We start from the raw sequence: 26,854 nt of genomic DNA on the forward strand, positions 1-26,854 counted from the left end.
ACGGCACCCAGCGACATTGCGCAGTGGGTCATGACCCAAACTGAAAATGTCCTGAGCGATGCCGTCAACGGCCCCATGCAAGCCTTGTTCGAAGCCCTGATGCCGGTGATCGTTGTCGGCCTCACCCTGCAGTTCGTGGTCTACGCCTTTGCCCTCATGCACGGACAGGGCGGCATGACGGTCACCGAGTTCTTTCGCAAGGCCATCATGGTGGTGATCATCTCCATTTTCTTCGGTGCAGGAGGTCTCTATCAAACCGATATCGCCAAGGTCATGATTGCCTTGCCAGACGATGTCACTGAACTGGCCATGGGCACAGGCAATGTGGCCCAGGAGGTAGACAAGCTGCAGGCCGAAAGTAGCAAAACGTCGAACACCATGCTGGGCGCTGACGAAGACGGGGCCGTGCTGGGCTTCCTCCCCTCTACATGGAAGATCCTCGTCAGCATCCTGGCCACGCTGGTGCGCATCAATGCAGCCGTCCTGGGCAGCATCGTGATGGTCATCATTGTGGTCTGCAAGGTTGGAATGGCGCTGGTCGTGGCCGCTGGCCCGATCTTCATTGCTGCCACCCTGTTCGAGCCCACCAGGCAGCTATTCAACAGCTGGGTTTCCCAGGCCCTGAACTTCGTATTCCTGGCGCTCCTGGCTGGCCTTATCTTCGGTCTGATGCTGCAAATGAACATCCAGCTGATTCGCATGATTGCGGACCAGATCAGAGCAGGTGACCAGGATATCCTGTCGCTCTTTGGCGCCCAGATGCTGGTCGGAGTCGCCAGCCTGGTCATCATGATCATGCTTCCCGGTCTGGCCGCAGGCCTGTCCAATGGCTTCGGGGCCCGTCTGGGTATCGGTTCCGCTGCCCACGGTGCCTTCTCGGTGCTGCGCCTCCGCAACATGCTGCGCCCGCGCGCCAAGTAATCCTCCCGTCGATCTTCTAATCTCCACAGATCCAGAAATCGCCCGCCTTCTCTGATCCGCCTGCCGGCATCCCCGGCAGTACAGGAGCTCTCACCCATGAAATCCCTTATCGCCGCCCTGGCGCTCGCCGGGCTGCTGGCTGGTTGCGCCTTTCACGCGCCCCGGCCCCCACAGCCGGCCGACTCGCCCCGTGTGCCGGTCAACGCCACACCCCCTTCGTTTGATGGAGCCTGACCATGGCCGACACGCTGAAATCCGAAGACATCGCGGCCTACCTGGAGCGTTCCCGGGGCCTGGAGCGCGATCACCTGGGCGAACTCATCACCAGCCGCAAACGGGCCTGGCAGGTGGCCCTAGGCGCGGGCATCCTGGCACTGGCTGCGGTGGGCGCGGTGCTGGGCCTCACGCCCTTAAAGCAGCCGCCCGAAATGTATGTGGTGCGCGTGGACGACGCCACCGGCAGCATCGAGCATGTCAGCCGCCTGGGCCAGCCGCTGGAAGACTACGGCCAGCGCATCGCCAAGTATTTCCTGAACAGCTATGTGCTGAACTGCGAAGGCTACAGCTGGCAGACGATCCAGGAGCAATTCGACACCTGCGCCCTGCTGTCCTCGCCACCCATCCAGACGGCCTACGGCAAGCGCTTTGAGGGCCCAGAGGCCGTCACAACCCGTCTGGGCACCCAGGGCACGGTAGATGTGCAGGTGCATTCCATTACGCTCGGGGCCAATCAGGCCGCCATTGTGCGGTTCTCGAAAACGGAACGCGACGTGAACACGGGCGAAGTGACCAAGGTGCGCCACCTGATTGCCACCATGGCCTATCAGTACGCCGATGTGCCGCTCACCGAAACCGTGGCCCGGCGCAACCCGCTGGACTTTCAGGTGACGCGCTACGACCTGGCGGCCGACCTTTCGCGGTAACCGCACCCTGCATCTGAAGGAAATCCCATGTTTGACTGCCTCCCCAGTCGCCGGGCATTTACCCTGGCGCTGTGCCTGGTGCTGCCCGCCAGTGCCCTGGCCCTGGAAAACCCGCGATCCTCGCGCCTGGACCACCGCGTGCGCTATGTGAACTACAACGCGGCCGACGTAATCCAGCTGGACGCCGTGATCGGCGTGGCCACCCACATCGTGCTGGCCCCCGGCGAACGCTATGTCTATCACGTCTTTGGCGACAGCCAGGCCTATGCCTTCACCTACAAGGACAATCACCTGTTCTTCAAGCCCACGGCTGAAGACGCGAACACCAACCTGATCGTGGTGACCGACCAACGGGACTACAGCTTTCGGCTGTCCTACAACGACAGCCGCAGCGCCCCAGCCCTCTACAAGCTCGTCATCCGCTACCCAGAGGTCGAAGCCCGCAGGCGCGACGAAGCCGCTCAGAAGGCCGCTATCGAACGATCCCTGAAAACGGCCCCCATTAGTATCAATTGGCTCGCCTACACCCGTAGCGGCAATGCCGCCATCGCCCCGGTACACGCCTGGGACGATGGCCGCCAGACCTGGCTGCAGTTTGCCCCCGGTGCTGACATTCCCGCCGTCTACCGGGTGACACCCGACGGGCAGGAAGTGATTACCAACTTCCACATGGCTGACGACCGCACCATGGTGCTGCATCAGACATCGGCCCTATGGCATCTACGCCTGGGTGACTTGGTGCTGGCCATCTATAACGAAACCTACGGCGCGACGCCACCACCGACGCACACCGGGACCACATCGCCCGCCGTGCAGCGCCGGGTGAAGGAAACCCCAGCAAGGAATCTCCCATGAACGACGAACAAGCTCACCCGAAGCTGGAGCGAGAGCCCCTGGACCTGGAGACCACGGGGCGCAGCGCCCCGCGCGGCGCTCGGGCCTTTCTGTGGCTCACCATCCTGATTGCTGTGGCAGTCGCCGCTGGCGTGCTGCTCAAGGCCTGGGGGCGCGACACCGAAAAGGCCAGCAATACGGGTCTGGAGGCAGACCAGAGCGGCATCACCAACCGCCTGAAAGCACCCAAGGTCGAACGCCCGACGCCGGCATCCAAACCCGAGACACCGCCACTGGCGGCAGCGCCGAACCGCACCATCTATGTGCCGCCACCCCTGCCTGCGGCACCGCCGCCGGTCGATGAAGTCGCCCAGCGACGTTTGGCCAGCCCCCTGAACACTGTAGCGACGGATGGCGCGGCACCCGGCAGCGGGGCCAGCGGAACTGGTGGCCCCCTGGCAGACGCTGGTCCTCTGGCCGACAGGCTGCGGCCGCTGGAATTAGCGCCGTCCGTTGCAGGCCAACTGGGTGACCGCAATTTCCTGCTCACCCAGGGCACGATGATCGACTGCACGCTGCAGACCAAGCTCGTCAGCACCCAGGCGGGCCTCTTGACGTGCCTGGCCACCCACGACGTGATGAGCGCGAACGGCCAGGTAAAGCTCATCGACGCAGGCACCAAATTCACGGGCTATCAATCCGGCGGCATTGTGCAGGGCCAGGCCCGCGCCTTTGTCACCTGGAACCGGCTGGAGACCCCGGCAGGCGTGATCGTCAATCTGGGGTCACCTGGCACCGGCCCCTTGGGTGAAGCGGGCCTGGATGGCCATATCGACAACCATTTCTGGGAACGCTTCGGTAACGCCATTCTGTTGTCGCTCGTGGGCGACTTCGGCAGCTGGGCGGCCAATCAGGGGCAGTCCGGCAGCAACAACATCCGCTTTGACAACACCCGTGAAGGCAGCCAGGAGGTCGTGGCCAAGATCCTGGAGAAGTCGCTCGACATCCCTCCCACCCTCTACAAGAACCAGGGCACGCGCATCGGCATCATGGTGGCGCGCGACCTGGATTTCAGCCAAGTCTATGACCTTGAAACCATCCCCTGAGCCGCTGCCCTTTGATCGGGCGATTGCGGTCAAGACCTTCCTGCGGCCGCTGGCCACGCAACTGGAAGACCCCGCCGTCACGGAAATCGCCATCGTGCGACCGGGCGAACTCTATACCCGCGTGCGTGGTGCCTGGCAGTTGCATGATTGCGCGGCGCTGACCTACCCCCACCTGGAGGCCCTGGCCACAGCCTTCGCCGCCTACAACCACATGGCCCGCGCCCCGATCCTATCGGTCCTGCTGCCCGGCGGCGAACGCGGGCAGATCGTGCAGCCCCCGGCCTGCCTGGATGGAACGATGGCCATCAACATCCGCAAACACACCCAGGCCGCCTTTACGCTCGACGAGTTGCAGGCACAGGGGGCCTTCGATTCAGTGGCGGACACAGCGGCCGCGCATGCTGCAGGCAGCTTGTCGGCCGCAGACCAGCAGCTGATGGCCCTCAAATCAGCAGGCGATATCCCGGCTTTCCTCACCATCGCCATTCTGGCTCGCAAGAACCTGGTCGTGGCCGGGGCCACGGGGTCGGGCAAGACGACCTTCGCCCGGTCCCTAATTGACCGGGTGCCCGTCGACGAACGACTCATCACCATCGAAGACGTACACGAGCTCATCTTGCCGCGCCACCGCAACTGCATCCACCTAATGTATGGCGACACACGCGGCCGGGTCTCAGCTACCGATAGCCTGGCCGCCTGCATGCGGCTATCCCCGGATCGAATCTTCCTCGCAGAACTGCGCGGCCCGGAGACCTGGGATTACCTGGCGGCTCTGAACACTGGCCATCCGGGGTCGGTCACCACCACCCATGCCAACAGCGCAGCCGATACGTTTGACCGCCTGGCTGTGCTCATCAAACAGTCGCCCACAGGCGGCAATCTGGACCTGGCGACCATCCAGGCCTTTCTGCTCCAGACCGTGGACATCGTGCTGTATTTCGAGCGGTTCCGACTGAAGGAACTGTGGTTCGAGCCGCAACGACACGGACCCGGATAAAGCGGCCATAGGCCCCTACGCCCTGACCGGCCGATTGCCTGTTGGCCATCTACATCAGCTCCCACGCGGGCAATTCTGCCCTTTCGTCATCCATGGCCATGCAGCCTCGTCTGCTGGCCACTGGCCACCCCCCCCCCTGTACCCGTGTGAGGCGCTGCACACGACCAGGCAGGCCTTGTACGGGCTTGTCTGGAACATTTGTCATGACTACATCCACGCGCCTGCCCTTTCACAACGACAGCAACCTGCTACGCCTGTCAGCCGCTATGCAGCGTGCCCAGCAAAAGGCCCAACAAGCCCTTGCCGCCGCCGCTGAAAAGGAAGCCCACACCCCGGCCCCCTTGATCGTACCTGGCATCAATGAGGCCGCCCGCGCCATTCCGAACTACATCGCCCGCAGCGCCATCTTCGCCCCTGTGCGCCGAGGATGGCGGCCCCTGCACGATGACACCGTCTTTTTGCAGGGCACCAATATTCTGCTCAAAGGCTCGGGCAAGCAGCTGACCGAGGACCACGCAGACATCTGGATGCACGCCATGTACCTGCAGACCACGGCATTACTGGGTGAGGCCCCCACTATCAACCGTGCGGATTTCCTGCGCGGCATAGGCAGACCCACCGGGGGTAGCGCTTATGAATGGTTGCACGAGGGCATGAAGGACCTGGCACGCTTCACCTTGTGCATCGAGGCACGGCGCAAGAATGGCACGGTCAAATACAGCTACGGCAACCATCCATCGACCCGTGTGCTGGCCATGATCGGCGGCTTCGATTACGACGAACACACCAGCAGCTACACGATCTATGCCGATCCCCGCTGGGCGCAGATCTTCAGCAACCGGGAATACGCCTTGGTGGATTGGCCCAAGCGTCTGCAGATGCGCCACGACCTGTCCAAAAGCCTGCAACGCCTGATCGGCACATCGGCCGACACGCAGCAAAAATACAGCCTGGAGATCCTGAAAGAACGTGCCCAGTACACCGGCCGCATGCGCGATTTTCGCACCACGCTGGAACGCAGCTTGGCCGAACTGGGGGCCCTGGAGGTGATCGCAGAACCCCGGATCGAGGCTGCCACCCGAGGTCATGAACAGGCGGTCTGGACCCGACTGGATCGCTGAATATCCGTCGGCATAGCATCGCTCCTAGCGGTCGGAACGGCCCAAAACAGACCGCAGATTGGTCAATAAATGACCGATTTTCGCCTGTGGATAAGTTCCTTTTACCGTCGTCATAACATCGCGCCTGCATCGTCATAGCATCGCGGGTTTTCGTCATAGCATCGCGCTTTATCGTCATAACATCGCGCCTGATTTTTGGAAACCCGCATGGATAGGCGATTTCCAGCCATCGAAACGCCTTCTACCTTTCTTCTACCTTATTTCTACCAGTAAGACCTGTGGATAAGTCCACCTGCCATCAGCCTTGATCGCTCCATCCCCAGGCCATCTCAACTCGCCATGCTGCGCAGCCGCTTGAGCGGCTGCATCGGTCAGCAGGGAATCAACACTCACCCTGTCGGCCGCACATCACCCCTTCCCCATCATCGCCCTGAACCTGCAGGGCCAAGGAGTTCTCATGTCCCAGAACCCGTACGCAAACCTGGACACCCGCATCCTCGCCATCGCCCACCGCGCCGCCCGTGAAGGCATCGGTGCCCTGAGCCTGGGCGAAGCGCTCACCGCCGCCCTGGTGCTGGATCGAGGCGACTGGCTGCAGGAACGCGGCTACAGCATCGCCGACGCCCTGGATCGCATCGGCGACTGGGCCGCTCGCATCCCGGTGGTTGCCCGGCAGTTCCAGACGGAGCTTGCCCAGGCCCGGCTGCGCTTTTCGTTCGAGATCGTGCCGCGTGAAGGCGACGGCGAAGGCTACCTGCTGCGCCTGCTCGATCACAACCAGGAGGTCGGCTGCGGTCATTTTCCGGCTCGCGGCCAGTCCGTGCGCTTTGCCGATGACCAGTCCGCCTATGACGAGGCCCACGCAGCAGGCCTGGCCTGGCTGGAAGGCAAGCAGGCGGCCGCACTGCCTGCGCTGCACCACTGATTTTCATCCTCAAGGAACCCATGACCAACAACCACGCTCCACCCGATCCCATCGCCCGCTACCGCGCAGTGCTGGACACCCTGGACCCGCGCCTACGCCTGGCCGCCAAGCTGCGGGCCCTCTTTCCGCTCATCGAACCCCAGGTAGCCGCTGGCGTCCCGCACGCGGCCATCATGGACGACCTGGCAAAGGCCGGCCTACCCGTGGTGCGCAACACCTACATCACGGCGCTGCGCCGTTGGCGTCGCGCCAAGAGATTGGCAGCAGCAGAAAAAGCCCAGGACCAAGACACACCCCCACCAGTGCAGCCTGCATCACCCACCGCACTCGACCCACCCGCACCGCCACCGCTGGATGCAATCCAGGGGCGCCCCAACCGCATCCAGACGCCAGGTGACCTACGCAAGATCCGCAACATGCGCATCGACCTGGAGGCCCTGCGCCGTGAAGGCTTGGCCAATCGCGCCAAAGCCACCGATGACACCCCAAACACCCAAGACAAGGAATGACCTCATGAAAGTCGCAGTCCTGAACTACACCGGATCGGTCGGCAAGACCGTCGTCGCCTCCCACCTGCTCGCCCCCCGCATGAACGGCGCTCAGATCTTCGCCGTGGAATCCACCAACGAAACTGGCGCTGATCTGGGCCTGGAAGTCGATCAGTTGCGTGGCGAACATTTCGGCCGACTCTTTCGAGAACTGCTCACCCGAGACGATGCCATCGTGGACGTGGGGGCCAGCAATATCGAGGACTTTCTGACGCACATGATGCGCTACGAAGGGGCGCACGAAGAAATGAACTACTTCGTACTGCCCGTCATCAATACCGGCAAAGCCCAACGCGAGACGATCAAGACCGTGGCTGCCCTGGCGGAACTGGGCGTAGACCCTGACCGGGTACGCATCCTCTTCAATCGGGTTGAAACCAGCGTCGAAGAGGAATTCCCCTCGATCCTCGCCTATGCCGCCAAGACCGGCGAAGTACAGGCGAATCCAGCCGCAGCCGTTTACGAGAACGAAGTCTTTGAGCTGCTGGCCGACCTGCGCACCACACTCGCAGACGTGCTGGCCGACCAGACGGACTACCGGGCCCTCTTGAAGGCTGCCGACCGCAGCGACCACGCGCGGATTTCCCAGCTGAGCAACCGGCACGCCTTGCGCGCCCTGGCCCAGCCCGTGGACCGGCAGATGAATGCAGCCTTTACAGCACTTTTTGCCTGACCCCATGCCATGGACTCAACTCAGCCCCCAGGCCTGGCCACAGGCCATGCCCGCACGAAGCTCGATCTGCTCTACCACGACGTACTGGGCGAGGTCGCGGGCCTTGTGGATCGACTCGAGGCCACGGCCCAGACGCTGGCTACCGCGCAAACGCGGCTGCAAGCAACGGCCGATACCCAGCAGGTCCTGCCCCAGCACCTGGCCCGGCAGCTTACTACCACCCTGGAAGCCACCGCCAAGCCCATTCACCAGCAGCACGAGCAAGCCATCCAGGCCATGCTGGACGGCGCAGGCACCCAGCTGGAGCATCACAGCCAGGAATCAGCCCACACGGCCAGGATAGTTCAGCAGGCCGCCCGGCGCATGACGCTCATCGCCATCGCTCTGGGGGGCGCAGCCGGAGTGCTGGGTGGGCTGCTGGCAGGTCTGGCCCTGGGCCAGTGGCTGATCCCCTGACTTCACGAAGGCCATCATGTCCACTCTGATTTCCCCCATCACCCGGCGGCGGATTGCCGCCTTTTCCCTGGCACTCTTTCCCGTCGGCGCCTGGATGACGGCCGCCACCTACGGCAGCGGCATCGCCTGGCATGACTGGAATCGAAAAATGGCCTGGCACTTCGTGAAGCTCACCCCAGCCTACCCGCTACTCTACGGGGCGCTGGGTGTGGGCCTGGTGCTGGCGCTCGGCCTGATTCTGTTCGTCGGCCGCACGGCCAAAACCGAAGGCTTCGAGGGTGCCGCCTATAAGCGTTTCGTGCGCGGCACCCGCATGACCACGGCCAAACACCTGGCAAAGCTCTGCACGGAACCTGGCAAGCAACAGATCGACGTGGCCGGCATTCCCATGCCGACTGCCAACGAAAATCTGCACCTACTGGTGAGCGGCGCCACAGGCTCCGGCAAATCGGTCCTGCTGCGCAACATGGCGGCCTCCGTGCTGGCACGGTCCCTCAGTCGCCAGCCCAGCCAGACACCCACACGCAACGACCGCATGATCGTGATCGACCCCAATGGCGACCTGCTCAGTAAATTCTGGCAACCGAGCGACGTAATCCTGAACCCCTACGACGCCAGAAGCGAAGGCTGGTCGTTCTTCAATGAAGTACGCGCTGACTACGACTGGAAGCGCCTGGCGCATTCCCTGGTACCCATGAGTCAGGACAAGAACGCTGAGGAATGGAACGATTTCGGGCGGCTGCTGCTGCGTGAAACCGCCAGAAAGCTGTACCAACTGCAAGGCACCGAGGCCAGCGTCATGGATCTGTTTCGCCTGTGCACCATCGAAGACCCCAAGGTGCTGAAGCAGTTCCTGGACGGCACCCTGGCGGAATCTCTGTTCGTCGGCTCCAGCGAGGCCAGCAAGGCGCTGTCGTCGGCCCGGTTCGTGCTTTCGAATAAGCTCTCCGAACACACCAGCATGAAACCTGGCCCCTTCTCCATCCGGGACTGGTTGGACAAGCCTGACGGCGGAAACCTGTACATCAACTGGCGCGAAGACATGATGAGCTCCATGCGGCCCCTGGTGTCCTCCTGGGCTGACGTCTTCATCACGTCGATCCTATCCATGCCTGAAGGTACCGGCAGACGCTGGTGGCTCTTCATCGACGAACTGGCCAGCTTGGAGGCCCTGCCGTCACTGGAAGCGGGCCTCACCAAAGGCCGCAAGAATGGGTTGCGCATCATCGCGGGCTTGCAGAGCACGTCACAGCTGGAACACCTATACGGACGCACCATGGCCACCACCATCCGGGCCAGCTTTCGGAACCTGGTCGTGCTGGGTGGATCGCGCACCGACCCGCAAACCGCCCACGACATGAGCGAAAGCCTTGGCAAACACGAGGTCGAGCGGCCAAAATACAGCGTCAGCCGCAGTGTCGATCATCGGAATACGTCGGATAATATGGATCGGACGATGGAGGATGTCGTGACGGCAGCGCAAATTCAGGCGCTGCCGGTACTCGAAGGATATGTGGCTCTGGCAGGGGATTTGGCTGTGGCCAGGGCGGCACTGTCACTACAGCATGGTGGAGGACATGTCACACCTTTCGAAGACGGGAAATGACTGCAATCAGCCAAAAGCAGTCACTTGGTACTGCGATCTCCATTTCTCTTGGAATAAGGCTTCCCTCCCCTTTTGCCAATACACAATTGCTGCCGCTGATGCTCAAGAGAGGGCACAGCAGCATTATCTCTACCGAACATAAGGAAAGCTTGTGCCCGATCTTACTCGCCCGTTTCTCGTGGTCTATGTAGTGTGGCACCCCCGTTTTAATCAGGGCCCCACGATCGCGGAGGCGATTCGTGGTCACTTCCGTCGGGACTTATATGAGAATGTCGCGGGTGGGATAGGCCTCAGCGTTATCTTTCGCTCATTACCACCACCGGGCGATACGGTGCCACTCGAAGTTGACGTTAACGAAGCATATGCGACAGCCGTCATTATCTTGGCTGACGACGTACTTGCTGCAGACCCTCATTGGGTTGCATACGCACGCAAGCTCGGAGAACAAGCTGAAATGACTGGGTTACACGCCAGGGTATTTCCAGTGTCGGTAGATCGAGAGGTTCTTGCGTCGCTTAACATGGCAGAGCAGGCACTGCGATGGGACTCGTGGGATGGCGACTTGGCAGCGCGAACTGGGCGGCTTATCAGTGAGCTGACCTACGAGTTCTGCCGAATGCTTCGACACTTCCTAGCATGCCTAGAGCGACCCGATAAGGATGAGGCCACACTCGAGGCATACCTCCGAAAAGTTCAGATCTTCCTGAGCCACTCGAAGCATGATGACACGGGAGAGCAAACCGCCGAGTTGATACGGGATCGCCTCCAAGCTGGGCACGGCCTCGCAAGCTTCTTCGATGTGCATGATATCCCTGCCGGGTTACGCTTCCACACCGTATTGTTATCACAGGTTCGGGTTAGCGCAATGGTTGCGGTGCATACTGACACCTACTCATCTCGCGAGTGGTGCCGCAGGGAAATCATTGAGGCGAAGCGCCATAACGTCCCTCTAGTTGTTGCCGACTGCATCAGCGACCTCGATGAGCGGGGGTTTCCGTATCTGGGGAACGTCCCGGTAGTTCGCCTCGACCCCGAGGGGCCAAATCGGATCGACGTAGTGATCGCAAGGTTACTCGACGAGGTTCTAAAAGACTTTCTCTGGCGTTGTCGGACCAACATTTCGACCGAGATTGCAGGTCCCGCGATCTTTTTCATCCCGAGACCACCCGAACTGATCACGTTAGCTATGCTACCCCCCAAGACTGATGTACCAGCCCCAATTATCGTTTATCCCAATCCGCCTCTGAGCAAAGAGGAGGAACGTCTTTTTTTCGAGATTGCGCCGCACGTTCAACTTCGCAGCCTAACAGAGTGGCTATCGGGGACCCAGCGATGAGCTATCAAGAAGCTTTACAGGAACATGTGATCGCGATCTCGGCGTCTGAGGGCCCTGACATGACCTACCTCGGATTAAGCGTAGAGCACTTGAAAGACGCGATGACAGAGCTTGCGCGACATCTCCTCGCGCTTGGTGCACAGCTCAACTATGGTGGTGATCTTCGAGCAGGTGGTTTCAGCGAGCTTCTCTTTGAGCTCGTACAGCGGCATAGGCGAGATGTTGTCGATGAAGGTTCACCGGTGGGGATATCCGACTTCTTAGCGTGGCCTGTGCACCTCCGAATACCATTTTCAGATGTGAAACGAGCATCAGATGCGCTAGTGGGCACAGCCGAGCTCATTTGCCTTGATCGGAAAGGTGCGCGCATGTCTCTGCAGGCTCGCCGTCAGATCCAGGAACGAGAGCCTTCCGCTGCGGAATGGGCCGATGGCCTTGCTGCGATGCGCCACACTGTTCAAACTGAAAGCCACGCACGCATCGTATTAGGTGGACGTGTTGAAAATTTCATGGGTTCTATGCCAGGTGTTGCCGAAGAATCTCTCCTCTCACTTAATTTTGGCACCCCACTATTCGTGCTAGGAGGCTTTGGCGGTTGTGCCCGTGATATCGCTGAAACGCTGGGGCTGGTAGCCCCGTGGGCGTCTTCTCACCGAAAATGGGCCGAGCGCACGCGCTTTTCTCACTTTGGCCCTGATAGCCTCAGGAACGGACTCACCGAGTCTGAGAACCGAATCCTGGCTAAGACTCCTCACATCGACCAGGCAATTGTTTTAATCTTGAAGGGCCTTATGAGTGTTGACATTTAGACACAATTAGCGCTATGGTGTTTCATGTACTCGTCGAATGCGTGAGGAGAGCCACATGGCGAAAGATATCAAGAACGTTTTCATTTCCCACATTCACGAAGATGATGCCGGTCTCGAGAAGCTAAAATCGCTCCTTAAAAAGAATGGCCTGACCATTCGGGACTCATCGATCAACTCGTCAAACCCGAACAACGCAAAGGATCCGGATTACATCAAGTCGTCAATCCTTGCACCCCAGATCGACTGGGCCGGAACGCTGCTCGTATATGTCTCTCCTGACACTAAAGGTAGCGAGTGGGTGAATTGGGAAATCGAATATGCGGCTAAGAATGACAAACGCATCGTGGGCGTTTGGGAACACGGCTCAAAAGAATGTGAGCTTCCTTCTGCTCTGAAAGAATATGCTGACGCAGTAGTCGGCTGGAATGGAACATCCATCATTGATGCCATAAATGGCAAGGACGGCTGGGAAAGGCCCGACGGCCAGCCTTGCGATCCAGTGCCAATCAAACGACATCTTTGCTGAGGTGGCGCTTGAGACTTTATTCCTATGTGGTTCGCTATGATAGCGGCTTTGCACCCAATCCTTTTGGTAGTTTCTGTACACTCGCGACCTGCAAAGCATCGATTCGTAGAAGCGCTAAAGTCGGCGACTGGCTAGTCGGTTCCGGCAGTAACGCTAAGGCTGTGCTCCGAGGAGGATATCTAGTCTACGCAATGCGCGTCACGGAGGCGATGGGTTTCCAAGCGTATAACGATGACCCCAGATTCTCAAAAAAGAAACCATATCGACGAGGAAGTAGAAAGCAAAGCTGTGGAGACAACATTTATTTTCACGATGCCACTTGCACAAAATGGCTGCAACGAGATTCCTTTCACAGCAACAAAGATGGGGGCCTTCATCCCAAACATATGAGAATTGATACCGGATCTGATCGCGTTTTGATCAGCGATGACTACGTCTATTTTGGCGGATATGGTCCGGCAATCCCGAAGCACCTACGCAATTTTCACGGCTTGGATGTTTGCAAATCAGGTAGAGGCTATTACGCCTTCGAGAATCAGGAGCTAATTGCGCAGTTTGTCCATTGGATACGCTCTCTAGGTATGAGCAATTATCAAGGCGCCCCATTTGAATGGAGAATGCTTCGTGGCCAATGAAAAAAACCCCTCCAGCGGCTCTGTGGCGTTAGCTGAATATGCGGCTGACGTGCTACCTACTGATATTCTGCCGCCAGATGATATCAATCGCGCACTAATGGGACTCTACGGTGAAGTCGGCGGAATCATGTCGTCGGCCAAGAAGCATGTCAGGGAAGGCGCCGCGTACCCAGAGTTCAAGCGAGCGGCAGAAGAAGAATTTGGCGATACTCTATGGTACTTCAATGCTGTGTGTAGACGCGCAGCCGTGCCTCTAGACCAGGTCTTTGCCGAGGCTGCTACCGGATCCTCATTTACGACGACCTGCTCAGCGAGCGATGCCACCCCCGGCAGCGTGGCGCACGTCGCGACTCCGACCGATGCTAAGAACATCGACGCGTCCTTATTCAATTTAGGTTTATGTGCAGCCGAACTATTACGACAACCTCAAAAATTGCGGAATGAAGGACGATTAAAGCTTGTTGAATTCGCGCAATCGTACCTTAGAGCACTTCATTCTTCAAACCTAATATTCGCGGATGTTGTACGGAGGAATGTTTCGAAGACTCGTAACGCCTTCATGGAGCCGAACCTGGATGAGCTTCCAACTTTCGATGACGAATTCAACGAGGAGGAACGTCTACCGAATGATTTCAGAATAAGAATAAGCCAGAGAAATGCTGGCAGGAGTTATCTTCAATGGAATGGTGTCTTCATCGGAGACCCCCTGACCGACAACGTTGGTGATCCTGATGGCTACCGCTTTCATGATGTCTTTCATTTGGCGAATTCAGCCATACTTCATTGGTCACCAGTGTTTCGAGCTTTAATAAAACAAAAGCGCAAAAGTAAGGGCCGTTTTGATGAGGAACAAGATAGCGGCCGCGCAATCGTTGTGGAGGAAGGCCTGACTGCATGGATTTTTATGAGAGCCAAGGAGCTCCACTACTTTGAAGGTCAGAAAAAAGTGTCGCTCGATATTCTAAAAACGATTGAAGAATTCACGTCCGGCTACGAAGTTTCTAGATGTCCAGCGAAGCTGTGGGAGCGAACTATCCTTAGTGGTTATGCTGTATTCCGCCAAATTCGTGACGCTGGCGGCGGCTGGGTTATTGGGAATCGTACAACAAGAACGATCTATTATGAGCCTCTATGACTGAAACAAAACCACATATATTTGTTGAGCACGTCGCAGCCGCGAAATTCAAAAACTGCTTCAATCCATATGCTGACAAGTGCCCTGTCTACGATTCTGAAGACGCCCCAACAGAGAGAGCAAGCACCCTGTCTCGATTGATCAAGTGTGCTGAAACCAGCGAGGTCGATGCCATCTGGGTAGGCCGTGATCTTGGTTATCGCGGTGGGCGCCGTACGGGGTTAGCACTTACGGACGATGTTCACGTAGCCCCGCATCTCGCCAGATGGGGGTTAGTGGCTAAGAGGCCGACGGTTGGCGCAGCAGTGGCCGAGCGTACTGCAGCAGTGATCTGGCAGATGCTAAATCAGACGCAGTCAAACGTCTTCTTGTGGAATGTATTTCCGCTTCATCCCCACGAACCGGGGAAACCGTTCAGCAATCGCCAACACAACGCTTTGGAACGGAGGTTCGGGGAGGAGGCTCTCGCGGCTCTTATTGGGCTCTTACACCCCAGACGCATTGTTTGCATCGGCAACAATGCATACGCCGCGCTTAGCCGGTTTCAAGGCGCGATCCAGACTGTGGCCGTTCGACACCCCAGTTATGGGGGCCAAAAGCAGTTCATCGCGCAAATTAGTACGCTATATGGAATCAAGGCTGGCGACCAACGTACACTTTTTTAGGTTTATCTTTCTATTGTCCTCGTTGGCAACGGGCTACACCGGCTGCGGCCTGAACGGCCGTGCAGTGCCGTTACCAGCCATCCACAGTTCCTGTGGAAAACCCTGTGTAATCCTTCTGCCCTTCCTCCCAACAGCCAGCACCGGTGCGCCTTTCGCGCCTGCTGGCTGATCTTTTACCATCCCCTACTTCCCGGAGCACCCATGATCTCGCATAGCCAGATCTACAGGGCCCGTGCGGCCCTCGCCACCCACTACTATGCCGACCAAGCCGATGACTATTACAGCCGAGACGGCAGCGCCGCGACATGGCAAGGCGAAGGCGCTCGTCGCCTGGGTGCAGTCGGGACCATCGACCCTGCCCGCTTCAAGTCTATGCTGCAAGGTAATTTTGGCCACGGTATTACAGCCAGTCAATCCGTGCGCAAAGGCGCCAAGGCCCGCGCAGCGCTGGATCTGACCTTCGGCGCCCCAAAAAGCATCACGCTGCAGGCCCTGATCGGTGGCGACGAGCGCCTGATCCAGGCAAACGATGACGCCGTGGCCACGGCCCTAACCTACGTTGAGCAGCATCTGGCCATGGGCCGCAGGAAGGAAAACGGCAAATCGCAGGTGGTACACACCGGCAATCTCATCATCGCCAAGTTTCGCCACGAGACGGCCCGCCCTACAGAAGACGCGGCACCAGATCCACATCTGCACGTTCACGCGCTACTGATGAACCTGACCCAACGGGCCGATGGCCAGTGGGTGGCGCTTTCCAATGAACAGATCTTCCAGTTGCCGCGAGTGACGGACGCCATCTACCAAGCAACGCTGGAGCGCAATGTCCGGGCGCTGGGCTATGCCGTGCGCCACGAGAAGAATCATATCGAGCTTGCGCACATCAGCCGGGAACAGATCGAGTTCTTCAGCAAGCGCAGCGCCGGGATCACCGCAGAGTTGGCCGCACGCGGGACCAGCCGTGATCAGGCCCCGCACGCCTTACGTCAGGGCATCACCCTCGCCCACCGGCAGCAGAAGGCCCAGGCGTACAGCCGGGCCGAATTGCAGCAGGAATGGCGAGAAGCGGCCCACACCATCGGCATGCGATTTGACCAGGAGGGCCTGAAGGCGACCCTGCAGCCGTTGCGCGAAACCGGCAAGGCATCCGACCTGGTCGCCCAGGCATCGCTCGATTGGGCGATCCAGCACCTGACGGAACGTGAATCCGTCATGCCGCTGGCCGACCTACTGCAAGGCGCCGTGCGCCATGCCGGCGGTCACACCGACGTCACTGCCATTCAGACCGTCATCCAGGCCCGCGTGCAGGCCAGCATCCTCATCCAGGAAGCACCGCACTACCGCAGTACCCAGGACATGAAGGGTACGCCCATGACCCGCGAGGGCTGGGCCGCCGAAGTCGTGCGCCTGCGCGGGGCCTCGCAGGAATCCGCGCTGCAACTCGTCGATCAGGCCATCACCCAGGGCCGGCTCTTGATGGAAAGCCCACGCTACGCCACGCGCAAGGCCTATGAGGCAGAATCCTGCATCCTGGCGGCTGAAGCAAATGGCCGCCGTGCCTGGCGGGCTCCCATCGCCAGCACCGTGGCAGGAGCAGGGCTGGATTCTCGGCTGACCCCAGGCCAACGCGAAGCCGTGATGTTGATTGCCAGCGACACCGATCAGATCAGCGGCATCCAGGGCCTAGCTGGTACGGGTAAATCCTTTGCCCTGCAAAATGCCCAGGCCATCCTGCAGCAACAGGGCCATCATCTGGCAGCACTCGCCCCCTACGGTGGTATGGTTCGAAATCTCCGCAAGGACGGCGTACCGGCCAACACCGTGGCCTCGGTCCTTGCCGCCCGCGACAAACGGCCCTTCACCAGCCAGCTGGGCCCACAGACCGTGGTGGTGATCGACGAGGCCGGTGTCGTGCCCGTGCGCCAGATGGACAAGCTCCTGGCGCTCATCCAGCCCACCGGCGCGAAGGTGGTGCTGCTGGGCGATACGGCCCAGACCAAGGCTATCGAGGCAGGCCGCGCCTTTGCCATGCTGCAGGAACACGGCATGAAGACCGTACTCATGGGCGACATCCAGCGCCAGAGATCCGAACGGCTACGCCATGCCGTGCAGCTGGCAGCCCGTGGCGAGGCCAGCCGCTCCCTGCCGCTGCTCGACCGCGTGCTGACCATCCCAGATCAGTTCAGTGTCGATGAGCATGGCCAGAAGACACGCGACAGCTCCGCCCGGTATGAGGCCATCGCCCAGGCCTATACGGCGCTGCCTGCCGCTCAGCAAACTGGCACAATTGTCGTCACCGGTACCAACGCCTCGCGCCAGGCGATCAATGCCCGCATCCGTGCCCTGCTCGGCCTGGAGGGAAAAGGCCAGCGCTGCCAGCTGCTGACCCGCCACGAGACCACACGCGCCGAACGCAGTGTCGCCCGGTATTACACCGTGGGCGATATCGTCGTACCGGAGCGCGATTACCAGTGCGGCCTGAAGCGTGGTGAACTGTACCGGGTGACCGGTATCCCACGCCATGACCGCATCACGGTGCAAGCGGTGAATACTGTCGCGTCAAAACCTGAGCCCATCGAGCTCATTCCCCGTACCATGGGCAGGCTCTCGGTCTATCACCTGAACGAATCCGAACTATCCGTGGGCGACCAGGTGCGCATCACCCGCAACGATGCCCAGCATGACCTGGTCAACGGCCAGCTGGCGCAGGTCGTCGCCATTGAAGCCAGCACCGTCACCATCGAGACCGGCGGCCGCCATATCGACCTGCCCACCGACCGGCCGCTGCACCTGGACTATGCCTACACGACCACCGCGCATAGCGCCCAAGGCCTGACCTGTGACCGCGTGCTGTACAACGCGGAAAGCTTCAGCCGCACCACGGCCCAGGATACCTACTACGTCAGCATCTCGCGCGAACGGCATGAGATCATGGTGTTCACGGATGATGCCGATAAGCTGCCGGAACGGGTGAATCGGCTGGGGGCCAAGGGGCTGGCGCATGACATTGCCGGACCGCATCCTGGGCTGCCAATTCATAGCACAGGGAAGGCAGAGATTCAGCCTGCAGAACCGGATCAGGAACTGGCTTGGTAGTCAGCTACGACCTGACTGCCTATTCCAGGAAGCCTCCGCTGTCATTGACAGCCAGGCGATAACTTGAGAAAATGCTTCCAACGCAATAGCTGGTGCGCCCAAAAGGGCAAAAGCGTTGACTACCACGCAAGTGGTTCCGCCCAGTGCGGAGGCAACAGATTCCAGACTACGGGGCCCCACTTGTTGGGGCCTTCGCTTTTCTGACATCCTCAGCACCTACCTAGGCCTTCGTGGCCGCTCGCCCCGAAGCACGCTACCCAGAAGCACATTGAATCCTACTTTTCCCTTGCTCGGGTCGGGCTTGGCTGCGCTGAGTGCATACGCGCTTTGCACAACCAGCAGAACACTATCCCGCCCGCGTTCCTTCCACGCCTTTACATTGAAGAACACAGCATACCGAATGGACTGGCCGTCCACCGTCGGCAAGTCCACCGTCACATAGTTGTCATCCTTGGCAAAGCCACAACGCCGCATCCCCAACGTTCGAACGATCTTGGGGAGTTCCCGAGAAAGCTGATATCGTTCCAAGCAAAACGTGCGCGTCTCACGGTCATCAGCATAATGGTCGCTCGGGTCATCATCACCCTCGACCTTGCGGGTGAAGCAGTGCATGCCAAACCCCACATGAACCAGAACCACCCGTGCAGGCAATCCCCTCCTTGCCTCCAGGGCGACTTCATACCTGAAGGGATGCAGGTGGCTCAGCCCGAACACATGGCCGCCCCCATCCACATGGGGCTTCCAGCGCATGATGCCTGCATTCCAATTAACTGACACGAAGGACCAATTCCAGGTTGTGGACCAGCGCAAAGGATACAGGCTCGGGATCAATCCGGACAATCAGTCATCATGCCTCACGGTGATCCTGTCAAGACCATCAGGCCATATCCCAAGTGACCACAGTCTGTCGCCATAATGCCCCGATGTCGCACCACGTTTGCCTTCACTGCGCACTCAGTCTGTCATCCTGTCGCCTTATTTTTGTATCTTGCCTATATCCCTGATGTACCCGAAACGCCTCTGAAATGAAATTTCTTGCCCCATTCAGAATGTCTACGCCCCATTTGGCCACGGGTGTGGCCGCTATCTACCTTGGTGGATCAATGGCTTGCACTCTCCGCGTGCCCTATTCGTCCTACATCCCCGAAATCGACCATTTCCCGACAAGCCATTGATCCACCAAGCCTTTCCCCACCCCGCCAGGGGTGCGTCATGTGTGGGACGTTTAAGGCCACAAATGAGCGCAGCGAATTTGGGGGCTGAACGGCCCAGCCTGACCGGGAACCGGGCAGGCAGCGTCACAGCGCAGGGCCCCAGGCGAAGCCTGGGAACAGGGCCAACCATCAGCACCAAGCAAATGACACAGGACACACAGGACACAACCAAGCAACGCCAGGGCAAGCCATCAGAAGGCAGCAACAGAACCCGGTAGACCATCAGTATCATCAGCCCAGAACGCAACCAGGCCCGGACAAGGCCGGGCCGATGTGCAATGCTGAGTCTGGCCAGGGTCACCCGGCCAGGATCGTCCGATCCATCAGAACGGAATATCTGGTTCCTCCGGCGCGGCGGCGCCAGCCGCTGAGGCCGAGGCCTGCCCACTACGTCCTTTCGCCCGGCCTGCCGCCGTCTTCGCTTCCCTCGCCTGCCCATCGTCCCGACCGCCCAGCATCTGCATCTGCTCGGCAATGATCTCGGTGCTGTAGCGGTCGCCTCCGCTGTCCTTGTCCTGCCACTTGCGGGTCTTCAGCCGCCATTCCACGAAGACAGCGCGGCCCTTTTTCAGATATCTACCCGCGATTTCGGCCAGGCGGCCGTAAAACACGATGCGGTGCCATTCGGTCTCTTCGCGGCGCTCGCCGCTGGCCTTGTCGCGCCAGGTGCTGGTCGTGGCAATCGACACGTGGCAATCGACACGTTGCAGACGGCAGCGCCGTCAGGCGTGTAGCGGATTTCCGGGTCCTTACCCAGGTTGCCGATGAGGGTGGCGCGGTTCAGTGATGCCATGGTGATGCTCCTACGATGAAAGTCGGAGGTGATGCCCCAGGTCGGAATCCAGCCTAGGACAGGAAAGCCGATCAGACCTGATTCAATTCATCCAGGTGGCGGATCACGTCCCTGGCGGCCCATTGCGCGTTACCCGTGAGCTGCCGTACCCAGGCGCTGCGTGTGGGGCTCCAGCGGAAGCCGTGGCGCTTGAGCACGTCGCGGGTATCTTTGGCCGGTTTGCCGTCAAACAGAAACATGGCGCGGTTTTCCTGCGGGTCTTCGCGATAGGTGTAGCCGTCGCCCTCCCGTTCGGTCTCGGTGAGCTCAGCCGCGCGCTGCAGCTCCTTGATACGGGCCATGATGCGGTGGATATTGGCGTTGTTGTTCTGCAGCTGGAACGGGGCAAAGCCGGTGCGATTGGCATAGTCCGGGGTCACGAGCTCGCGGGCGCGTTCTTCGTAGGTCAGGCCGGATTCCACCAGGGCGGCCACCTGAGCATCTGCTCCAGCCTTGGCATGGCGGCGCAAAATGGCATTGATGGCCTTCATGGTTTCCTGAATGGCCTGCAGGCTGGCCAGCTTCGTCTGTAGCTTCTCGATAGCGGCCGGGTCGTCGCTGGAAATGCCGCCTTTGCCGACGGCTGCGGCCTTGTCGGCGTAGTGGTTGGCCTTCTTCTGCCACTCGAAGGATCTTTCAAAGCTGCGGCTGATGCGTTCCCGATACCGGCGGTCGGATCGTTCGGAATGGTGCCCCACCAGGATGGGCTGCCCCATGGGGATGACGTCGGCCATCCGGCTGGTCTGGGCTGCTACTGCATCCGATTGCTGTGCCGCCTGCCCTGCACGTTCCTGATACCGGGCCTTGCGGGCTGCCTGCTTGGCTTCGTAGGTGTTCATGGTTTTCTCCAAAACAAGGGTTGAACTGCCTTTTCAGCTGACCGAATCCGAAGATTCTTGAGCCGGAACGTAAATCCGCTGTGTGGGGTCTACGCCGGCTTTCCGGTCTTGCCGCCGTCTTCCGTGAGTTCCGTCGCCGTGCCGATCTGGACCACGCAGCGCCGAGCGGAAAGGGGCAGGCACGCAAGCCGCAGCCCGAAGGAGAACGAAGAGAACTGCAGGGACCGGGTGAGTACCTGGCAAAGCGCACCCCTTGCAGGGAGAAGCGAAAGTGGTACACGTCGGTGGTTTAGGCGGCGGGAGTCACGGAAGACGGGATCACGGCCCGACCAGGCGATGACCCCACACGGCAGCCGCGCGGCGAGCGCCCCTCAGCCCCGCCCTTTTGGGGCTCTGACTGGGCTACGCCCATCACCTCGCAGTAATCCATGCCACCGGCACCAACGACAAGGCCGACCGGGGCCCCCTGACCCGGTCGGCCTTGCTGGTTTGAGACCCCGCTTTCCCCGGCCCCTGACGCGCGACCCCAGGCGCACGGCAGGGGCCGGCTGACGGCCACCTGCATGATCAGCCGATCATGCCAACTGACCGCCTGCGGCAAAGCAGGACGGACTCCCCGCCCTGCCCTGATGCCCGCCTACACCTGCCCGCGTTCGGCCAATGAGGCCGTCCCGGTCCCGCTCACCACGATGTGATCCAGAAGCCGCACATCAATCAGCGCCAGTGCCTGCTTCAACTGCCGCGTCAGGTTCAGATCGGCAGCGCTGGGCTCTGCAATCCCTGAAGGATGGTTATGCGCCATCATCAGCGCGGCGGCGTTCAGGCGTAGGGCCGTCTTCACGATCTCGCGCGGGTAGATGCTGGCCTGGCTCAACGTGCCCATCGCCTGCTCAAGGTATCGGATGGGCTTCAGCTGCGAATCCAGATACAGAAACGCGGCGCATTCATGCCCCAGGCCTGCCAGCTTGGATTGAAAGAATCTTGCCACATAGCCGGGACGCGCCATGACATCGTCGGTGGCAATCAGGCTTTCGGCTGCGACACGCCCCGCAGCCAGCACCTGGTCATCAGTGGCAGGTTTGTAACGGCCGCTGGGGCCGCGCACGAAGAGCGTGTGTGCGTCGTTCATGTTGTCATAGCTCAGTGCGGCTTGGCTGTTTGCGTTCATGGGTGCTTTCTCCTTTCGGGGTTAACCGGCTACCGGGGCCGAAGATTCCGAGCCTTTCGTAGGTTTTGCGGTGTCCGCAGTACTACGTCTGGCCCGGAGTGCCTCCGTTGCCGTGAGTTCGTCGCCTTGTCGTGCTGGATCACGAAGGGACGACCGAAAACGGGCGGGCACGCAAGCCGCAGCCCGTAGGAGAACGAAGAGAGACGAAGGGACCGGGTGAGTACCCGGCAACGCGCACCCCTTGCAGGAAGGAATGCAGTGATACAGTCGGCGTTTTGGGCGGCGAACTCAGGGCAATGGCTGCCTGCGCCGTGGAGATGGACTGCGGATGCCGGCCGCGCGGCTGAGCGCTGCTACCGGCCGGAGGGCGGTCTGATGAAAATCAACTCTCCGCAGAGGGAACCGTTGCATCCTATGGGACGATTTACCACGACAGAGGATTGTCTCCACTGTCAGCATGGGCCTTACCTATTTTTGCCGCTGCAAAGTGACCTCCTTTTGAGCCTGCAAAACTTTGGGGGGCCAGGTACTCTTGATGTATGCAAGCACAGCCCTGATTTCCTCGTCAGACAGGATGTCTTTATAAGCTGGCATATCGCTCTTATAGCCCTGAGGCGCGGTCTTTCCCGGGACAAGGCCATTTGTCACGATATCGATCAGGATTCTGTCGGGATGGTGCCAGGTGTGGCCCGTTTTGTCGTGTGGCGGCGCGGGCAGCCTGCCGCTAGGCAGACGCTCACGCCAGTTGGGTTGTCCTTGTAGCTCAGCACCATGACAGGCCGCACAGCTGTTGGCATAGATAGCCTTACCCTGTACCACAAGCGCCTGATCCGCAGGATCAATGAATGCTGCGCCTGACGGCTGCATCGTACTGTAAAGTGCAGCGCCAGCGCCGATGATGACGACACTGATCGCTCCAAAGGTCAGTATTTTCTTTAGCATCTAGGTGTAATAACTCAGCTGACCTTCACCTTGCCGACCATACCCGCTTCCATGTGACCAGGCACGAGACAGGCGAAATCAACGGTACCCGCCTGGTCGAACCGCCACACCAGGCCACCGCGCTTGCCCGGACCCAGGGTGATCATATTGGGCTCGGCGTGCTTCATGCCCGGCATTTTCCGCATTTCGGCTGCGTGCCCCTTCAGATCGGCAATAGATCCAATCACCATTTCATGGGGAATCTTCCCTGTGTTTTTTATAAAGAAGCGGACAGTCTCGCCGACCTTGACCTGAACGTCGCTCGGCGTAAACCGCATGGAGTCATCCATCGTAAGTTCGATGGTGCGCGTGACTTCGGCGGGGTCTCCCGGCTGTCCAATCAGTGAGACTTTGGTCATGGTGGACATGTCGTGACCAGGCATACCATGCGCGGGCGCTCCATGACCTCCAGTATGACTGCCGGCAGCAAGCGAGAGGGTAGGTAGCACGCTTAGCGCGAGGAGGGTCAAGGTCTTTTTCATCATAAATACTCTCTTGGAGATGGTTGAATTTGACGGCTGGTTCAAGCCGCCCATATATAAAAGCAAGATCAAAAGCGGAAACTCAAGCCAGCCACGAAGCGGGTTTCCTGCTTGGGCTCACCCTCTGCCCGTGCGTAGTCCGCCGTCTTGCCGAATTTACTGGACCATTCCACGCCTACATAGGGGACGAACTGACGCGTGATTTCATATTTGAGGCGCAAACCCGCTGTTCCATCGCTCACGCCACTGCCGATACCTCGGCGTTCATCATTCTTGCCATAGACGTTGGTTTCTACGCTCGGCTGGAGATAGAGCTTCTGAGTCAGCAAGATGTCGTAGCTCGTCTTTAGCCACAGCGCAGTGCGCCCGCTGGGACCGACGTAGGCTGTGGCGTCCACATCAAACCAGTAGGGCGCAAGTCCCTTGAAGCCAAGGGCCAGCCATTGCCGGTTCGGCTCTCCTCGCCCGTGGTCAAAGCGAACCCCCAGCTCCGTATCCCAGAAGGTGGCGACCGCGTGGCGCCAGAGCAGTTGCGTCTTGGATTCTCTCAGATGGCCGCTCGCGACTTCTCCTTCGGCCTTGATCACCGCGCGGTTATAGGTACTGCCATACCAGGCCTCCCCTTCGTAGGCGGCCCACTCATTGCCTCGAGCTCTGACATACTCCAATCGATCGAAGCTCACCGAGCCAAAGTTGTGCATATCCGACATCATCAGTGCCTCAGAGGGCGGCAGCGCATATTTGCCTGCGTTACGCACATAACCATCGGAGTAGACGTTGGGGTCGCGGGCATCAGATGGGGCCAAGCCGCCCTGCATCTGCATGGCACCGTGATCCATCTCGCCACTACCCTGGCCCATCGCACTCATATCGTGAGCGGCGGCCGGGACCATGGCCTTGTCCGAATTGGCCCGTTCCTGTGCAGCCTTTGCGGCGTCATGGCCCTGTGCCTGTGGCATGCCAGACCCATGGCTCGTGCCGGACATGTTCATCAAACTGTGGCCCACGCCCGAAGCCTTCGTCGGTACGCTGGCTTTGGGTGGCTCCATGGTGTGGGCGGCATGGTTCGCCTGTGCATGGGCAAACAGGGGTGCTGCGCTTAGGGTGGCGATTGCAGCGATGACGAGTGTCTTCTTTAATGAAGGATTCATAGAATGGATGCCTGAGAAGTCGGTTGCTTTCTTCATGCCACCACCACTTCGCGAAACATCCCCGCATCCATGTGCAGCATCAGGTGACAGTGCCAAGCCCAACGCCCCAGCGCGTCAGCGGTAACCAAAAAACTGATACGCTGGGCTGGTTGCACGGGAATCGTGTGGCGTCGCACCTGGAACTGCCCGTCGGGCGCCTCCAACTCGCTCCACATGCCGTGTAGGTGCATGGGGTGCGTCATCATGGTGTCGTTGTGCAGAATGACTCTGACCCGCTCGCCGTAGCGAAAATGCACTGGCGTCGATTTTCCATATTCCACGCCGTCGAATGACCAAGCGTATCGTTCCATGTTTCCGGTCAAATGAAGCTCGATCTCGCGCTCGGCACCACGCGGATCCATCGGGCCATCCACGGTGTGCAAGTCGGAGAGCGTGAGCACCCGTCGCCCGTTATTGCGAAGCCCGATTCCGGGGTCATCCAGATTGGTACGCGGCATATCCACGTGCATATCGGTGCTTGCGCCGTATTCGGTCCTCGCATGACGTACCCGTGTACTTGCACCCGTCGCAGCCATCGCACCGTGATCCATGCCGACCATGCCTGCGTGATCCACGCCCTGCATGCCGGGCATGCTGCCATGGCTCATCCCGGTCATAGCACCGTGATCCATAGCGGGCATAGAAGGTTGACCAGCTGCCCCGTGATTCATCCCAGCCATGCTCCCGCCCATCGCACCCATCATGTCGGCCATGGTGAGCCACTCGACGCGATCCAGAGCGGGCACCGGCGCTTCGAGACCGGCATGTGTGGCAAGCGTGCCGCGCGCATAACCCGTGCGGTCCATAGCCTGCGCAAAGACGGTGTACGCGTCGTCCTTGGGCTGCACCAGCACATCGTAGGTTTCCCCCGGGCCAAAGCGGAACTCGTCAACCGTGACCGGCTCCACATTGACGCCATCTGCCTGCACGATGGTCAGCCCAAGACCCGGGATGCGCACATCATAGAAAGTGTTGGCCGCACCGTTGATAAAGCGCAGTCGGATCTGCTCTCCGGGCCGAAAGAGCCCTGTCCAGTTGCCTGCAGGCGTTGTGCCGTTCATCAGGTAGGTCAGCACGTTCGCGGACAGGTCGGCCAGATCCGTGGGGCTCATACGCATCTCGCTCCACATCTTGCGCTTGTCCACCGCTGCCTTCAGACCCGTCTGGAACACGTCGCGAAAGAAGTCCACGGCGGTGGGCTGGTTGTAGTTGTAGTAATCGCCTTGAGTTTTGAGATTGGCGAGCACTCGCATCGGATCTGTGTCGGTCCAGTCCGATAGTTGAACGACATACTCGCGATCTGCACGGATCGGGTCGGCTTGCGCGGGGTCGATGATGATTGCGCCGTAGACGCCCGTCGCCTCCTGCATGCCCGAGTGCGAGTGATACCAGTACGTGCCATTTTGCTGTACCTGAAATCGATACACGAAGGTCGCGCCAGGTGGAATACCGGCAAAGCTGATACCTGGCACGCCGTCCATCTGGAACGGCAGGATGATGCCGTGCCAATGAATGGAAGTGACTTCCTTCAGGCGATTTTTGACGCGGATTGTGACCGTATCGCCTTCTCGCCAACGCAGCGTGGGTGCGGGCAGCGACCCGTTGACCGTAGTCGCTATGCGCGGGTTGCCCGTGAAATTCACCGGCGACTCGCCGATTTCGAGATTGAATTCGGTGCCACTGAGTACCGCTGCCGGGCCAGTACCTGTTGTACCCGAACCTAACCCTGTGGCCCGAGTAAACGGCGACAGGCCCAGCAGCACGCCACCGGCTACAAGACCTTGAACGAAGCGACGGCGAGGCATAGCGGTGAAGGGGGAGGTGGCCAGTGAAAGT

26 protein-coding genes and 1 pseudogene are annotated in these 26,854 nt (G+C 59.9%); 19 read left to right on the forward strand and 8 right to left on the reverse strand.

What is annotated here, in order from left to right; translation table 11 throughout:
* The first annotated feature begins 30 nt into the window (after positions 1-30).
* The 19 genes from ACVCMJ_RS04830 to mobF all read left to right on the forward strand — a co-directional run bounded on the left by ACVCMJ_RS04830 (position 31) and on the right by mobF (position 18,312).
* The gene (locus ACVCMJ_RS04830) at positions 31-921 is read left to right on the forward strand and encodes a type IV secretion system protein (protein WP_447080310.1); all 891 of its coding nucleotides are present in this window, start codon (positions 31-33) and stop codon (positions 919-921) included.
* 96 nt (positions 922-1,017) lie between these two features.
* The gene (locus ACVCMJ_RS04835) at positions 1,018-1,155 is read left to right on the forward strand and encodes a conjugal transfer protein (protein ID WP_447080311.1); all 138 of its coding nucleotides are present in this window, start codon (positions 1,018-1,020) and stop codon (positions 1,153-1,155) included.
* Positions 1,156-1,157: 2 nt separating this feature from the next.
* Positions 1,158-1,844, forward strand: a complete 687-nt coding sequence (locus ACVCMJ_RS04840; RefSeq protein ID WP_447080312.1) for a virB8 family protein — start codon at positions 1,158-1,160, stop codon at positions 1,842-1,844.
* A gap of 27 nt (positions 1,845-1,871) precedes the next feature.
* Positions 1,872-2,699 carry a TrbG/VirB9 family P-type conjugative transfer protein gene (locus ACVCMJ_RS04845; protein ID WP_447080313.1) on the forward strand — a complete coding sequence of 276 codons (828 nt, stop codon included), beginning with the start codon at positions 1,872-1,874 and terminating at the stop codon, positions 2,697-2,699.
* Positions 2,696-3,784 carry a type IV secretion system protein VirB10 gene (gene virB10, locus ACVCMJ_RS04850; RefSeq protein WP_447080314.1) on the forward strand — a complete coding sequence of 363 codons (1,089 nt, stop codon included), beginning with the start codon at positions 2,696-2,698 and terminating at the stop codon, positions 3,782-3,784. Before ACVCMJ_RS04845 ends, virB10 begins: the two co-directional genes overlap by 4 nt.
* The gene (virB11, locus tag ACVCMJ_RS04855; protein WP_447080315.1) at positions 3,762-4,781 is read left to right on the forward strand and encodes a P-type DNA transfer ATPase VirB11; all 1,020 of its coding nucleotides are present in this window, start codon (positions 3,762-3,764) and stop codon (positions 4,779-4,781) included. Before virB10 ends, virB11 begins: the two co-directional genes overlap by 23 nt.
* 203 nt (positions 4,782-4,984) lie before the next feature.
* Positions 4,985-5,902 carry a TrfA gene (locus ACVCMJ_RS04860; RefSeq protein ID WP_447080316.1) on the forward strand — a complete coding sequence of 306 codons (918 nt, stop codon included), beginning with the start codon at positions 4,985-4,987 and terminating at the stop codon, positions 5,900-5,902.
* A 457-nt stretch (positions 5,903-6,359) separates the two neighbouring features.
* Entirely contained in the window at positions 6,360-6,827 is a 468-nt protein-coding gene (locus tag ACVCMJ_RS04865) for a hypothetical protein (protein WP_447080317.1), read from the forward strand.
* Between the two features lie 20 nt (positions 6,828-6,847).
* The gene (locus ACVCMJ_RS04870) at positions 6,848-7,336 is read left to right on the forward strand and encodes a hypothetical protein (protein WP_447080318.1); all 489 of its coding nucleotides are present in this window, start codon (positions 6,848-6,850) and stop codon (positions 7,334-7,336) included.
* 4 nt (positions 7,337-7,340) lie between these two features.
* On the forward strand, positions 7,341-8,048 hold the full coding sequence (stbB, locus tag ACVCMJ_RS04875; protein ID WP_447080319.1) for a StbB family protein: 708 nt from the start codon (positions 7,341-7,343) through the stop codon (positions 8,046-8,048).
* 9 nt (positions 8,049-8,057) lie between these two features.
* Positions 8,058-8,504: a hypothetical protein gene (locus ACVCMJ_RS04880; RefSeq protein WP_447080320.1), complete on the forward strand. Its 447-nt coding sequence runs from the start codon at positions 8,058-8,060 to the stop codon at positions 8,502-8,504.
* 16 nt (positions 8,505-8,520) lie between these two features.
* A complete protein-coding gene (locus ACVCMJ_RS04885; protein WP_447080321.1) occupies positions 8,521-10,110 on the forward strand; it encodes a type IV secretion system DNA-binding domain-containing protein in 1,590 nt (529 codons plus the stop codon).
* 151 nt (positions 10,111-10,261) lie between these two features.
* Positions 10,262-11,446, forward strand: a complete 1,185-nt coding sequence (locus tag ACVCMJ_RS04890) for a toll/interleukin-1 receptor domain-containing protein (protein ID WP_447080322.1) — start codon at positions 10,262-10,264, stop codon at positions 11,444-11,446.
* The gene (locus tag ACVCMJ_RS04895; RefSeq protein ID WP_447080323.1) at positions 11,443-12,255 is read left to right on the forward strand and encodes a hypothetical protein; all 813 of its coding nucleotides are present in this window, start codon (positions 11,443-11,445) and stop codon (positions 12,253-12,255) included. Before ACVCMJ_RS04890 ends, ACVCMJ_RS04895 begins: the two co-directional genes overlap by 4 nt.
* A gap of 55 nt (positions 12,256-12,310) precedes the next feature.
* Positions 12,311-12,781, forward strand: a complete 471-nt coding sequence (locus tag ACVCMJ_RS04900; protein ID WP_447080324.1) for a TIR domain-containing protein — start codon at positions 12,311-12,313, stop codon at positions 12,779-12,781.
* Between the two features lie 26 nt (positions 12,782-12,807).
* Positions 12,808-13,416, forward strand: coding sequence for an Nmad2 family putative nucleotide modification protein (locus ACVCMJ_RS04905; protein ID WP_447082756.1), 609 nt, complete (start codon positions 12,808-12,810; stop codon positions 13,414-13,416).
* The gene (locus tag ACVCMJ_RS04910; RefSeq protein WP_447080326.1) at positions 13,406-14,551 is read left to right on the forward strand and encodes a pyrophosphatase; all 1,146 of its coding nucleotides are present in this window, start codon (positions 13,406-13,408) and stop codon (positions 14,549-14,551) included. The genes ACVCMJ_RS04905 and ACVCMJ_RS04910 overlap by 11 nt, the downstream gene beginning before the upstream one ends.
* Positions 14,548-15,216 (forward strand): uracil-DNA glycosylase, encoded by a 669-nt coding sequence (locus ACVCMJ_RS04915; RefSeq protein ID WP_447080327.1) that lies wholly within the window; start codon positions 14,548-14,550, stop codon positions 15,214-15,216. The genes ACVCMJ_RS04910 and ACVCMJ_RS04915 overlap by 4 nt, the downstream gene beginning before the upstream one ends.
* A gap of 201 nt (positions 15,217-15,417) precedes the next feature.
* Positions 15,418-18,312 (forward strand): MobF family relaxase, encoded by a 2,895-nt coding sequence (mobF, locus tag ACVCMJ_RS04920; RefSeq protein ID WP_447080328.1) that lies wholly within the window; start codon positions 15,418-15,420, stop codon positions 18,310-18,312.
* Between the two features lie 216 nt (positions 18,313-18,528).
* Here the strand turns inward: mobF and ACVCMJ_RS04925 are convergent, their stop codons facing one another.
* The 8 genes and pseudogenes from ACVCMJ_RS04925 to ACVCMJ_RS04960 form a co-directional block, all read right to left on the reverse strand.
* Positions 18,529-19,062, reverse strand: coding sequence for a hypothetical protein (locus tag ACVCMJ_RS04925; protein WP_447080329.1), 534 nt, complete (start codon positions 19,060-19,062; stop codon positions 18,529-18,531).
* A 787-nt stretch (positions 19,063-19,849) separates the two neighbouring features.
* Positions 19,850-20,319: pseudogene (gene ssb / locus ACVCMJ_RS04930) on the reverse strand (single-stranded DNA-binding protein).
* 71 nt (positions 20,320-20,390) lie between these two features.
* Positions 20,391-21,197: a DUF3560 domain-containing protein gene (locus tag ACVCMJ_RS04935; protein WP_447080330.1), complete on the reverse strand. Its 807-nt coding sequence runs from the start codon at positions 21,195-21,197 to the stop codon at positions 20,391-20,393.
* 637 nt (positions 21,198-21,834) lie between these two features.
* Positions 21,835-22,365, reverse strand: a complete 531-nt coding sequence (locus tag ACVCMJ_RS04940) for a JAB domain-containing protein (protein WP_447080331.1) — start codon at positions 22,363-22,365, stop codon at positions 21,835-21,837.
* A 468-nt stretch (positions 22,366-22,833) separates the two neighbouring features.
* On the reverse strand, positions 22,834-23,307 hold the full coding sequence (locus ACVCMJ_RS04945) for a c-type cytochrome (RefSeq protein ID WP_447080332.1): 474 nt from the start codon (positions 23,305-23,307) through the stop codon (positions 22,834-22,836).
* Positions 23,308-23,321: 14 nt separating this feature from the next.
* The gene (locus ACVCMJ_RS04950) at positions 23,322-23,828 is read right to left on the reverse strand and encodes a cupredoxin domain-containing protein (RefSeq protein ID WP_447082674.1); all 507 of its coding nucleotides are present in this window, start codon (positions 23,826-23,828) and stop codon (positions 23,322-23,324) included.
* Between the two features lie 68 nt (positions 23,829-23,896).
* Positions 23,897-25,015 (reverse strand): copper resistance protein B, encoded by a 1,119-nt coding sequence (locus tag ACVCMJ_RS04955; protein ID WP_447080333.1) that lies wholly within the window; start codon positions 25,013-25,015, stop codon positions 23,897-23,899.
* Positions 25,012-26,823 carry a copper resistance system multicopper oxidase gene (locus tag ACVCMJ_RS04960; protein WP_447082675.1) on the reverse strand — a complete coding sequence of 604 codons (1,812 nt, stop codon included), beginning with the start codon at positions 26,821-26,823 and terminating at the stop codon, positions 25,012-25,014. The genes ACVCMJ_RS04955 and ACVCMJ_RS04960 overlap by 4 nt, the downstream gene beginning before the upstream one ends.
* Between the last annotated feature and the right edge of the window lie 31 nt (positions 26,824-26,854).

Source organism: Castellaniella sp. UC4447_H14 (assembly GCF_052978285.1).